Raw genomic sequence first — 12760 nt, forward strand, 5'->3', positions numbered from 1 at the left:
CCCTTTTCCGCCGATTTTCAGGAGCGGACGGCGAACCTGCTGCACCAGTGCGCCCGAGAATTGGAAAAGGAGAACAAGATCGTGAATTTCAGTAAGACAAAAAAGCTGGCGGTGACAGCTGCCGCCGCCGTGGCCCTTCTGATCGTGTCTGTGTCCGCCGCCCTGGTGTGGCTGACCCCTGCCCAGGTGGCGGAGCGCTTCGGCAACACCCTGCTGTCGGAGGCCTTTGAGGGCCCGGACGCCATTGTCATCGACGAGACCGTGGAGACCGGAGACTTCGCCGTAACGCTCATGGGTCTGGTGTCCGGAGAGGACCTGGATACGCTGAACCCGGACCCGGGCTCCGCCCACACCTACGCCGTGCTGTCCCTCCGCCGCCTGGACGGGGAGCCTCTGGAGACCCAGACCTTCGGCTTTTCCGACTACACCATGACACCCTTGGTCGCGGGCTGCTCCCCGGCGGCGGTGAACAACTGGACCCTGGGTGCATTTGCCTCCGGCTTTGCCGAGAACGGCGTGTACTACTGCATGCTGGACACCGAGAGCATCGAGAAATTCGCGGACCGCACGGTGTACATGGCCTTCTATGAGGGTCTTGCACCCAACAACACCATCTTCACCGTGAACGGCGACGGCACCATCGCCTTCTGCGACGACTTTGACGGTGTTCACGCCCTGTTTGAGCTGCCCCTGGACCCCGCCAAGGCGGACCCTGCGGCGGTGGAGGCCTTCCTGGAGGAAAACCCCATGGGCTGGACCAATGACCGCACGCCCACGGAGGACGGGAACTATGTGACCACTGAGCAGGAGACGGAGGACGGCCTGATCGTCACCCTTCAGCCCGCCGGCGGCGAGGACCGGAACGGGTGACAAAGAACGGTCTTACCGCCTTGATCCGGACGGCGGAATGAACTGAACGGGCCGGGAGCCGCCAGAGGCTGCTCCCGGCCCATTTGACTTTTTCCGCCTGGGGTGGTATGCTCCAAACGAGCTTATTTTGGGAGGCGGAGAACCATGTACCGGATCTTCATCGTAGAGGACGACCCCGTCATCGCCGGGGCCATGCGGCGGCACTTGGCGGGCTGGGGCTATCAGGTGGCCTGCGCGGAGCGGTTCGACAGCGTGCTCTCCGAGTTTGCCGCCTTTAACCCCCAACTGGTGCTGCTGGACATCTCCCTGCCCTTTTTCAACGGCTTCCATTGGTGCACGGAGATCCGCCGGGTCTCCAAGGTGCCCATTATCTTCGTTTCCTCCGCCTCGGACAACGTGAGCATGGTGACCGCTATGCAGATGGGAGGGGACGACCTGCTGCCCAAGCCCTTTGACCTCCAGGTCCTCTCCGCCAAGGTTCAGGCCGCCCTGCGCCGGGCCTATGACTTCGGCCCCGCGGCCCGGCTGCTCTCCTGCGGCGGCGCGGTGCTGAACCTCTCTGACGGCACCCTGACGGCGGCGGGGCAGCGGGTAGAACTGACCAAAAACGAGCACAAAATTTTGCAGCTCCTTCTGGAGCACAAGGGGGAGATCGTCACCCGGGAGGCCATCATGGCCGCCCTGTGGGCCTCGGACAGCTTTGTGGACGAAAACACCCTGTCCGTCAATGTCAACCGCCTGCGGAAAAAGCTGGACGGCGCGGGCCTCCATGACTTTATCCGCACCTGCCGGGGAGCGGGGTATCTGGTGGAGGACCGCCTATGAGCCTGCTGAGCGCGTATCTGCGGCGGCAGTACAAGCTGCTGCTTTTGCTGCTGGGATTTTTCGTGATCTTCGCGGCGGTATTCTCCCTCTATGACCTGCCGGGGGAGGCGGTGGCCTACGCCGCCGCGCTGTGCCTGGCCCTGGGGCTGGCCCTCTTTGCCGTGGGGTACAGCCGCTTTCTCGCCCGGCACCGGGAGCTGCGGCTGCTTCTGCGGCAGGCCCGGGAGAAAGTTCTGCCCCTGCCGCCTCCCAGGGGCCTTCTGGAGGAGGACTATCAGGCCTTGGTCCAGGCCCTCTGCCAGGACCGGGCCCATCTGGCTGCGGAGAACGAGAACCGCCTGCGGGACATGACGGACTACTACACCTTCTGGGCCCACCAGATCAAGACCCCCATCGCCGCCCTGGGCCTTCTTCTCCAGGAGCGGGAGGACGGCGGTGCCCTGGAGGTGGAGCTTTTGAAGATTGAGCAGTATGTGGAGATGGTCCTGTCATACCTGCGGCTGGACAGCAGCTCCACAGACTACGTCCTCCAGGACTGTGACCTGGACGGAATCCTCCGGGGCGCGGTGCGGAAGCTGGCCAAGATGTTCATTCTGAAAAAAATCACCCTGGATTTTCAGGAGACAGGAAAGACCGTGCTGACGGACGGCAAGTGGCTGGGCTTTGTGGTGGAGCAGGTGCTCTCCAACGCCCTGAAATACACACCGGAGGGCGGCACCATCCGCATTTACGGCGACCGGGACACGGTGGTCATTGCCGACCGCGGCATCGGCATCCGGGCCGAGGACCTGCCCCGGGTCTTTGAGAAGGGCTTCACCGGGTACAACGGCCGGACGGGGCGGAAGTCCACCGGCATCGGGCTGTACCTCAGCAAGATGGTGATGGAGCGGCTGTACCATGGCATCACCGTCACCTCCCGGCCCGGCCAGGGCACCCTGGTGCGCCTGGACCTGAGCCGGGGGCGGCGGGTGGTGGAGTGAGGGAGTGCAGGGGCCATCGGGGGAATAGCCTGCACAGGGGTGCAGGCTCCACATGGCCTCTATCTCCAATCTCAAACAGTTTATATGTCCCCCCTCACAGTGGTCCAGGCTGAAAGCGGGGCAGGCATTTCTCTGTGGGGCCCGCTGCCCTCAGCGGGCCATTCCCCCTCAACTGCCCGGCTTTCTCCCCGTATCCCGCCCATTTTCCCAACCTTACAAAACTGTAAGAAACCGCGCCGGACTGTAAGCCAAATCGATGGCTGGCGGTCCGGCGCGTCTGGTATACTGGGTCCATCAAACCCAAGGAGGTCTTTTTCATGGCACTGCTGGAAGTACAGCATTTACAGAAGGTTTACACCACCCGCTTCGGCGGGAACCAGGTGGAGGCACTGCGCAGCGTGAGCTTCTCCGTGGAGCCTGGAGAGTATGTGGCCATTATGGGCGAGTCCGGCTCCGGCAAGACCACGCTCTTAAACATCCTGGCGGCCCTGGACCGCCCCACTGCCGGGGAGGTCTATCTCAACGGCAAGGCCCTCTCCGGCATCCGGGAGCGGGATCTGGCGGCCTTCCGCCGGTCCCACCTGGGCTTTGTGTTCCAGGACTTCAACCTGCTGGACACCTTCTCCCTGCGGGACAACATCTTCCTGCCCCTGGTGCTGGCGGGGAAGGACTTCGAGGCCATGGACGCCAAGCTCCGCCCCCTGGCAAAGCAGCTGGGCATCGCGGACATTCTGGAGAAGTACCCCTACGAGGTCTCCGGCGGACAGAAGCAGCGCTGCGCCGCGGCCCGCGCCCTCATCACCGGTCCCCAGATCGTCCTGGCGGACGAGCCCACCGGCGCCCTGGACTCCCGGGCCTCCGACAATCTGCTGGAGCTCTTCGGGGAGATCAACCGGGACGGCCAGACCATTTTGATGGTGACCCACTCCGTCAAGGCCGCCAGCCACGCCGGAAGGGTGCTCTTTCTGCGGGACGGGCAGGTGTACCACCAGCTCTACCGGGGCGGGGAGACTCAGGAGTCCCAGTTCCGCCGCATCTCCGACACGCTGACTGTGCTCTCGCAAGGCGGTGAGTCCCATGCGTAAATCCGGCTTTTTCCCCCGGCTGGCTCTGGTGAACCTGGCCCGAAACGGGCGGTACTACGGGCCCTATCTCCTCTCCTGCGGCGGCGTTGCGGCCATGTACTACATCCTCCGCTTCCTCTCTGGCCATGAGACCCTGAAAACCGTCCGGGGAGCCATGTACCTCCAGTCCCTGACCAGCGTGGGGTGCTTTGTGGTGGCGCTCTTCGCCGCTGTCATCCTGCTCTACGCCAACAGCTTCGTCATGAAGCGGCGGCAGAAGGAGCTGGGCCTTTACAACATCTTGGGGCTGGAGAAGCGGCACATCGCCCTGGTGATGTGCTGGGAGACGCTTCTCTGCGCCGCGGCGGTGATCGCCGGAGGGATTCTGGCGGGCATTCTCCTGTCCAAGCTGATGCTGCTGGTGGTGCTGAAAATGTCCCATCTGCCGGTGCTGTTCGGCTTTTCCGTCAGCCTGCCGGGAATTTGCGAGACGGCCGTCCTCTTCGCCGCGCTGATGGCCCTGACGCTGCTGCGCAACCTCTTGCGGCTGTACCGGTCCAAGCCGGTGGAACTCCTGCACAGCGAACATGCCGGGGAGCGGGAGCCCCGGACCAAATGGCTGCTGGTGCTCACCGGCACGGTGACGCTTCTGGGGGGCTACGGCCTCTCCTTCACGGTGAAAAACCCCGTGGAGGCCATGTTCTTTTTTCTTCTGGCAGTGGCGCTGGTGATGATCGGCACCTACTGCCTGTTCACCGCCGGGTCCATCGCCCTGCTGAAACGCCTGCGGGCCAACAAGCGCTTCTACTACAGGACCAACCACTTCACCGCCGTCTCCGGCCTCCTCTACCGCATGAAGCAGAACGCCGTGGGCCTTGCCAACATCTGTATTCTCTCCACTATGGTGCTGGTGACGGTCTCCACCACCATCTGTATGTATATCGGCCTGGACCGGGCCCTGGACGAGATGTTCCCTTACGACATCGAATTTCTCCAGGACCTGGACCGCCAGCCCGGGGACTCCATGGAGTATCTGGAGGCAGTGCGGCGGGAGGCCGCCTCCGTGGGTGATATCCAGAACCTTCGGTATTATAACCGCTACTGGGTGTACTGCGGGTGGCGCAGCGGCGTGCTCTCTCTGAACATGAGCCCCAATACCCAGCGGACGCTGCTGGAGGTGGTGGCGGCGGAGGACTACGCCCGCCTGACGGGCCGGGCTGTCAGCCTGGCCCCGGGCGAGGTGCTGGTCCACGCCGCCGGCCTGGAGAATTTCTCCGCGGATTTCCGCATCGCCCGGTACAACGACGAACACCCCGCCCCGTATATTGAATCGCCCTTTGACCTGGAGGGATACGCCTTCCACGTCCAGGGCGGGATCCCGGAGCCCATCCGCCACGCCACCACCGTTCTGCTGGGCAGCGAGGAGGCAGAGCTGTTCCTGGTGGTCTCGGATCGGGAGACGGCGGAGAATCTCATGGCCCTGGACCGGGAGCGCACCGCCCGCCAGTTCCGCATCCAGCTGAACCTGACCGGAAAGGACTACGCGGAAAAGCTGGCCCAGACCGAGGACCTGGTGTACCGCCTGAGCCTGCGGGAGGACGGCATCAGCTTTAACAGCAAGCAGAGCAACGCCCAGGAGTTCTATGCCATGTACGGTGGCTTTTTGTTCCTGGGGGTGTTCCTTGGCATCCTCTTCCTCATGACCACCGTCCTCATCATCTACTACAAGCAGATCTCCGAAGGCTATGAGGACCAGCGGCGCTACCACATCTGCCGCCAGGTGGGCATGACGGAGAAGGAGGTCCGGGCCTCTATTCACAGCCAGATCCTGCTGGTGTTCTTCCTGCCCCTGGGGACGGCGGGGGTCCATGCGGCGGCGGCCTTCCCCATGCTCTCCCGTATGCTGACGCTGTTCAACCTATACGACGTGAAGCTGTTCGCCCTCTGCACGGCAGGGACCATGCTGGCCTTCTGCGCCATTTACGCCCTGGTCTACGGCCTCACTGCCCACACTTACGACCATATCGTGGGCGGCGAAGCGGAGCGCTGACCTCCCGCGGCCCCGGCGGCTTCTCAGGCCGCCGGGGCCGCGGTTCTTTCAAAATTGTCAGATTTCAGAAAAATGCGGACAGATTCCGTGCTATTGTAAAAAACAGGGGGCCGCCTGCGGAAGTGTTCTCTTCGCGCATTTTATGCAGGGGCCGGGCTCTGTCCCGGCCCATCCGCCGGAAACCCGGCGTTTTCGGAAAACGGGCGGGGACAGAGTCCCGCCCCTGCAAAGCCGCTGTTTTGCTTGAAACATTCCCCCCTTTTTTCGCCTTATATCAGGGCCCGGAACTCGAAAACCACAAATTGTGACTTGACAATCTGTATTAACTATATTATTATATCTAATACACTAGTACAATGATACACAGTAGACATAAAAATATTTCCGCTTTTTGAAGAAAACCAGACCGCCATCTCGTATGGATGGATAGAACAACGCGAAATGAGGGACCTTACATGAAAATTCTCATCACCTCCGACTGGTACAGCCCCGCCGTCAACGGGGTGGTCACGTCGGTAAAAAATCTCCGCCGGGAGCTGGAGCGGCGGGGCCATGAGGTCCGGGTGCTGACCCTCTCCCAGAGCCGCCGCTCCTGGGAAAAGGACGGCGTGACATACCTGGGCTCCATCGCCGCGGGACTGGTATACCCCGGCGCCCGGCTGCGCACGGCTCTGGCCGGAAAGCAGGTGCGGGAGTTGATTGCCTGGGGGCCGGACGTGGTCCATTCCCAGTGCGAATTCTCCACCTTCTTCCTGGCCCGGCGCATCACGGAGGAGCTGGACATCCCCCTGGTCCACACCTATCACACGGTGTACGAGGACTACACCCACTACTTCTCCCCCAGCGTCCGGTTCGGGCGGCAGGCGGTAGCGGTGTTCTCCCGGTGGGTGGCGGCCCGGACAGACTGCCTCATCGCCCCCACCGGCAAGGTGCGGATGCTGCTGCAAAAATACGGCGTCCGCTGCCCAGTGTTCGTGGTGCCCTCCGGCATCGACCTCACTCCCTTCAGTCGTGAGGCGGACCCCTGGCGGTCGGCGGTGCTGCGGGCCAGCCTGGAGATCCCGGAGGAGCGGACCATTCTGGTCTCCGTGGGCCGGCTGGCGGAGGAGAAGAACATCGACGAGCTGCTGCGCAGCCGCGCCGCCATGGGGGATGTTCCGGTGACGCTGCTGATCGTGGGAGACGGTCCCGACCGCCCGCGGCTGGAGCGGGAGGCCGCCGCCCTGGGCCTCACGGCTCCGGATGTGATCTTCGCCGGTATGGTACCCCCGGAGCAGGTATCGGACTGGTATCAGCTGGGGGACCTGTTCGTCAGCGCCTCCACCAGCGAGACCCAGGGTCTGACCTACATCGAGGCGCTGGCCGCCGGCGTCCCCGCCCTGTGCCGGGCGGACCCCTGCCTCACCGGTGTCGTCCGGAACGGGGAGAACGGCTGGCAGTACCGGGACCAGGCGGACTTCCAGACAAGGCTCTCGGAGTTCCTCTCCCAGCCCCACCGCCGGGAGCGGCTGTCCCGGAGCGCCCGGGCCTCGGCGGAGGAGTTCTCCGCCCAGCGCTTCGCGGAGCGGGCGGAGGCCATCTATGTTGAGCAGATCGCCCGCCACGCCGTTGAAAGCCGCTGTCAGGGGGTTTCCGCATGAGCCGGCCCGTGGAAAGAACCGTCTTCCAGGCCGTGTCCGCCATCGGGTTTCTCCTGTGCGTGGCGGTGGCCCTGTGGGGGTGGCAGACCGGCGTGCTGACCTCCCAGGAGCGGCTGGAGGCGCTGGTCGCCAGCCTGGGGATCGCCGGGGCGCTGCTGTTTACCGTCTTTCAGGCGGTGCAGGTAGTGGTGCCCGTTCTGCCGGGGGGACTAGGGTGCCTGGTGGGCGTGGTTCTGTTCGGCCCGGTGTGGGGCTTTGTCTACAACTACGTAGGCATCTGCATCGGCTCCCTCATGGCCTTCGCCGTGGCCCGAAACTGCGGCAAGCCCCTGCTGTCCCTCCTCTTCTCGGAGAAGACCATCCAAAAGTACAGCCAGTGGGCGGAGGAGCGGAACCGATTTGCCCGGCTCTTTGCCCTGGCCATCTTTCTGCCGGTGGCGCCGGACGATTTCCTGTGCTACCTGGCGGGCACCACGGACATGAGCTGGCGGCGGTATACCGCCATCATTCTCCTTGGCAAGCCCTTCGCCATCGCCCTGTACAGCCTGGGGCTGACCGCCGTCTGGCAGATGATTGTCCGTTGAGGACATGCCCGGGGATTTGAAAAAATTTTCCGTCATAAATCGACGGTTACCGTAAAAACTGATTCTGGATCAAAAAAGCGGACGGAGACGCCCGGCTGGATTTGTGCGCCCAAAAACGGATTTCCGGGGCGCGGTAAGGAGAGGACGTCATGAAAATCTACATTTACAGCGGCGGAGAGAAACTGGTGGGCCGCAGCGGCGTGGGACAGGCCATCCGCCACCAGCGGGAGTGCCTGCGGCGGGCGGAGATCGAGACTTCCTCCCGCTGGACGAAGGACGCCGCCGCCGTCCATGTGAACACCGTTCTGCCGGACTCCGTTCTGGCGGCCCTGGGCGCCCGCCTGCGGGGGAGGAAGGTGGTCTGGTACGGCCACTCCACCATGGAGGACTTCCGGGGCTCCTTCAAGGGTTCCGACGCCCTGGCCCCCCTGTTCCGGCAGTGGATCAGGTTCTGCTACGGCCTGGGGGACGTGGTACTGACCCCCACGGAGTACTCCCGGCAGCTGCTGGAGAGCTACGGCCTCAAGCGCCCGGTTTACAGCATCTCCAACGGCGTGGACACGGAATACTTCCGTCCGGACCCCGCCGCCCGGGCCGCCTTCCGGAGGCGGTACGCCCTGGAGGAGAACGCGCGGACGGTGATCTCCGTGGGCCACACCATCGCCCGGAAGGGCCTGCCGGAGTTTCTGGATCTGGCGCGGCGGATTCCTTCCGCCCGGTTTTTGTGGTTCGGCTGGACAGATCCCCGCCTGATTCCCCAGGAGATCGTCCGGGCCATTGAAAACGCCCCCGCCAATGTCCATTTCCCCGGCTTTGTGGACCGGGAGCGGCTGCGGGAGGCCTACTGCGGCGCGGACGTGTTCGCCTTCATGAGCCATGAGGAGACCGAGGGCATCGTGGTGCTGGAGGCCCTGGCCTGCGGCATTCCCACGGTGGTACGGAACATTCCCGTGTACGGCGGCTGGCTCGAGGACGGCAAAAATGTATACAAGGCGTCAAATACCGGCGAATTTCAACAGAGCGTTGAGGGCATCCTCGCAGGCTCCCTGCCGGACCTGACCTCTGCGGGCCGGGCCACGGCGGAGAGCCGGAGCCTGGAGGCCGTGGGGAGCCAGCTGCGAGATATCTACTGCCGGGAGCGGATTCTGCCGCCCCTGCCCTCCCCCGTGCGGCAGCGGCATGTCCGGGCGTAAATGCGGAAGAAAATACACAGGGCGGGAGGCGCCGGAAGGCGCCTCCCGCCTCAGCTTGCCGAAAAACGGTCAAACAGGACAAAAAAGGTCACAGATTAAGCGGGGGAGCACGAGGGGCGGCGCCCGCCTCGTATGGGATCAAATGTCTGCAAACGGCTGCTCCGCCTATTGGGAAACCCTGCGGCGGTAGTCCTCCACAATCTCCTTTAAGGTTGTGGATTGCAGGCTTGCTGCCAAATCTCCCCGGATCTTCTCGTAAGACGCGTCCAGAACTCCGTGGATATTTCTTCCAACCGGGCAGAAGGGCGACGGTGCGGAGTGAATCCCGATCAGCTTATCCAGCGCGCCGGGCTCAACCGCCATGCAGACCCGATACAGGCTGATCTGGTCAAGGGAACAGCCGATCTCCGCTCCGCCCCTTCCGGATTTGACAGATATAATGCCGGCCTTTTTCAAGGCGCTCATAATGCCGCGGACCACGACGGGGTTGCACCCCGTTGAAAGCGACAGCAGCTCGCTTGTCACCCGCCTGCCGCCGCCGTATTCATTGATAAAGACCAGGCAGTGAACCGCGATGGAGCACTTTGTACTGATATGCACAGCTTCCACCTCCAGACAGTTTGAGCATACCATAAAATCCGGCTGGTGTAAATCTTGACATTACACCCCGGAGACGGTATACTATTGATGTAATTCTAAATATTACATATTGGAGGCGGACAAATGAGCTTTTACAAACTGATTTTCAGTCCCACAGGCGGTACGGAGAAAGTGGCCGCCGCACTTGCCCAGGCATGGAGCCAGCCCGCGGAAACCGTTGATCTCTCCAACGCCGGGAGCAATTTTTCAAAATGCGCCTTTGGGGACGGCGATACTGTGCTGATCGCAGTACCGTCTTTTGGAGGGCGCGTTCCAAAATTGGCGGCTGAGCGTCTGGCGGAGATCAAGGGCGGCTCCGCAAAGTGTGTTCTCGTATGCGTATACGGAAACCGCGCCTATGAGGATACCCTGGCGGAGCTGGCGGACATCGCCGAAAGCTGCGGCTTTCGCGTGACTGCCGCAGTCTCAGCCATTGCCGAGCACTCCATCATACACCAGTATGCCGCGGGACGTCCCGATGCAAGGGACATGGAGACGCTGGCGGCATTTTCAAAACAGATTCAGGAAAAGTTAGCCCTCCCCGGAATTCCTCAAAAACCGGAGATTCCAGGCAGCCGGCCCTATAAAAAGGCGGGAGGCGCGGGACTGGCCCCGAAGGCGGACAAAAACTGCGTGAACTGCGGGCTGTGCACGAAGAACTGCCCCGCCGGAGCAATTGATCCATCCAATGTGAAATCGTGCAGCAAAGGCAAATGTATCTCCTGTATGCGGTGTGTCGCGCAATGTCCGCATCAGGCCAGAAGGGTGAACGGAGCAATGGTCTCGGCCGCGGCGCTGGCGCTCAAAAAGGCCTGCGCCGGGAGAAAGGAACCCGAATTATTCATTGCGGTTTAGAAGCTGTATTCACAGGCGATGAACGCCGTCCGGACGGGTCTTTTTTCGCGCCGGTCTTCGTAAAATTTTCTTGAAATACATCCAGCATTTCCCGCCGGTGAATACAGCAAAGAGGCCGCACAGCCTGGCTGTGCGGCCTCTTTTTATAATCTCCGGAAGACATGGATGCGGAAGGAGATGGTGACGTCCAGGGTCTCCAACGCCGCCAGCCGCTCCCCGCCGGACCGGGGCGTTTTCCAGTAATAGGGGGTCATGCGGAACAGATTCCGGATATCCGTTTGATTGGGCAGAGTGACGGCGCTGTCAACCGGGACGATCCGCTCATAGGCAAAACCCTCGTAGGGCGTCTCCTTCTCCTCGTTGGGGTAGGGACGGTCATACAGCACCTCTTTCAGCTCCCACAGGTGCCGCTCCCCGGGGACCACGTACATAAACACGCCGCCGGGCCGGAGCACCCGGCGGAACTCCTCCAGAGCCAGGGGGGAGAAGCAGTCCAGCAGGATATCCGCGGCCCCGTCCGCCAAAGGCAGGCGGTAGGAGGAAGCCACGGCGAACTCCACGCCCTTCTCCCGCTTCGCCGCGGAGCGGAGAATGAACTTGGAAATGTCCGTCCCCGCCATGCGGGGCGCTCTTCCAGCGTTCCGCATGGCCTGAAAAATACCGGCGGTGTAGTAGCCCTCGCCGCAGCCGGCGTCCAGGATCACCGGAGATTCGCCGCACTCGGCCAAAACCTGACAACAGAGCGTATTCAAAAGCAGCTCGTAATACCCTCTGGACAGGAATTCCCGCCGGGCCAACGCCATTTGCCGGTCATCGCCGGGGGCGGCGGAGTGCTTCTGATTGGGCGGCAGCAGGTAGGCGTAGCCCTCCCTGGCCAGGTCATAGCTGTGGCCGGAGGGACAGACACAGGCCCGCTCTCCCCGCTCCAGGCCCGCCCCGCAGATGGGACACCGGAAGAGGCTCATAGCGCCTCCTTTCGGGTCACGTCGTTGATCCACTTTCGGCTCCGGAGCCGCCAGATCCCCAAGGGCATCTTGCTCAGGCCCTCCGCCTGGATGCCCAGGCACACCAGGGCCGCCGGCGCGTGAAAGACCAGGGCCGTCAGAGCGGTGGTGGTCACCGCCACGCCCCAGAGAGAGCCCAGGTCAATGATGGCGGCCATGCGCACATCGCCTCCCGCCCGCAGAATGCCGGAGATATTGGTGATGTCGAAGGCCTTGGTGGGCATGATGACGATGAAAACGACGCACATGGTGACGGCAATCCGCAGCGAGAGATCCGCCAGATGGAACAGGGGATAGAGATAGGGGATGAACACCGTGGGCAGGAGAACCGCCAGACACGCTGACCCCAAAAAGCCCAGCAGCAACGACAGCAGCAGCAGGCAGCACCCCACGTCATAGACCTGATCCCTGGAGGCGCCCTCGCCGATGAGCTTGCCGATGATGACCGCCGCAGCGCCGGAGATTCCCCAGCATGCCACAGTGGAAAACTTCTCGATGTTGCCCATGATGGCGTAGGCCGCCAGCATCTCCTCGGAGATAGCCATATGGCCGATGATGGCGGTGATCACCGTGGTACCCAGGCCCCAGAGGGAGTCATTCAACAGCACGGGGATGGAGTACTTCACAAAATCCCGGATCAGGGCAGTACCGGGGCGGAGGAGAGCGGCAGGCTGAAGGGGAATCCGCCGGTCCCGCAGGGCGTAGCCGAAGGTGAGGAGAAACTCCACCACCCGGGCGGCCAGCGTGGCGGCGGCGGCGCCGGTGATCCCCAGGGCGGGAGCGCCGAACTTGCCGAAGATCAGGATGTAGTTCAAAAGGGTGTTCAGAAGCATGGAGCAGGCGAAGACCGTCATGCCCATGAGGGGATTCTCCGTGCTGCGCTGCATGCCGATGTACACGGAGCTGACGGTGTTGAAGATGTAGCTGATGCCCACGATCCGGACGTAGGGAGCCCCCAGGGGGATCAGCTGGGCGTTGTTGGTCACAAGGCCCATGACGAACTCCGGAAAGCAGAAGAGGATCAGGGCCACCAGGGACGCGATGGCCACGCCTGCG

Annotated in this window: 12 protein-coding genes; 9 read left to right on the plus strand and 3 right to left on the minus strand. The window is 62.8% G+C overall.

The window, feature by feature from the left end:
- The 8 genes from QZ326_RS07315 to QZ326_RS07350 form a co-directional block, all read left to right on the plus strand.
- On the plus strand, positions 1-870 hold an 870-nt coding region (locus tag QZ326_RS07315), incomplete at its 5' end, for a hypothetical protein (protein WP_295743286.1).
- 144 nt (positions 871-1014) lie between these two features.
- The gene (locus QZ326_RS07320; protein ID WP_295743289.1) at positions 1015-1695 is read left to right on the plus strand and encodes a response regulator transcription factor; all 681 of its coding nucleotides are present in this window, start codon (positions 1015-1017) and stop codon (positions 1693-1695) included.
- Positions 1692-2675: a HAMP domain-containing sensor histidine kinase gene (locus QZ326_RS07325; RefSeq protein WP_295743292.1), complete on the plus strand. Its 984-nt coding sequence runs from the start codon at positions 1692-1694 to the stop codon at positions 2673-2675. Before QZ326_RS07320 ends, QZ326_RS07325 begins: the two co-directional genes overlap by 4 nt.
- Positions 2676-2992: 317 nt before the next feature.
- Positions 2993-3760 (plus strand): ABC transporter ATP-binding protein, encoded by a 768-nt coding sequence (locus QZ326_RS07330; protein ID WP_295743295.1) that lies wholly within the window; start codon positions 2993-2995, stop codon positions 3758-3760.
- Positions 3753-5789, plus strand: a complete 2037-nt coding sequence (locus tag QZ326_RS07335; RefSeq protein ID WP_295743297.1) for an FtsX-like permease family protein — start codon at positions 3753-3755, stop codon at positions 5787-5789. Before QZ326_RS07330 ends, QZ326_RS07335 begins: the two co-directional genes overlap by 8 nt.
- Before the next feature lie 455 nt (positions 5790-6244).
- Positions 6245-7429 carry a glycosyltransferase family 4 protein gene (locus tag QZ326_RS07340; protein WP_295743299.1) on the plus strand — a complete coding sequence of 395 codons (1185 nt, stop codon included), beginning with the start codon at positions 6245-6247 and terminating at the stop codon, positions 7427-7429.
- An 8-nt stretch (positions 7430-7437) separates the two neighbouring features.
- Positions 7438-8013, plus strand: coding sequence for a TVP38/TMEM64 family protein (locus tag QZ326_RS07345; protein WP_326172676.1), 576 nt, complete (start codon positions 7438-7440; stop codon positions 8011-8013).
- Positions 8014-8162: 149 nt separating this feature from the next.
- A complete protein-coding gene (locus QZ326_RS07350) occupies positions 8163-9206 on the plus strand; it encodes a glycosyltransferase family 4 protein (protein ID WP_295743304.1) in 1044 nt (347 codons plus the stop codon).
- A gap of 165 nt (positions 9207-9371) precedes the next feature.
- Here the strand turns inward: QZ326_RS07350 and QZ326_RS07355 are convergent, their stop codons facing one another.
- The gene (locus tag QZ326_RS07355; RefSeq protein WP_295743307.1) at positions 9372-9806 is read right to left on the minus strand and encodes an Rrf2 family transcriptional regulator; all 435 of its coding nucleotides are present in this window, start codon (positions 9804-9806) and stop codon (positions 9372-9374) included.
- 123 nt (positions 9807-9929) lie between these two features.
- Between QZ326_RS07355 and QZ326_RS07360 the strand changes: the two genes are divergently transcribed.
- Complete coding sequence (locus QZ326_RS07360; RefSeq protein WP_295743309.1) at positions 9930-10700, plus strand: 4Fe-4S binding protein; 771 nt, start codon at positions 9930-9932, stop codon at positions 10698-10700.
- A gap of 143 nt (positions 10701-10843) precedes the next feature.
- On the opposite strand, the gene QZ326_RS07365 is transcribed toward QZ326_RS07360, so the two are convergent.
- Entirely contained in the window at positions 10844-11665 is an 822-nt protein-coding gene (locus tag QZ326_RS07365; RefSeq protein WP_295743312.1) for a putative RNA methyltransferase, read from the minus strand.
- A partial coding sequence (locus QZ326_RS07370) for an MATE family efflux transporter (protein WP_295743315.1) occupies positions 11662-12760 on the minus strand: 1099 nt, incomplete at its 5' end. The genes QZ326_RS07365 and QZ326_RS07370, both read right to left, overlap by 4 nt.

This window comes from uncultured Oscillibacter sp. (assembly GCF_910587525.1).
Taxonomy (GTDB): Bacteria; Bacillota; Clostridia; order Oscillospirales; family Oscillospiraceae; genus Oscillibacter.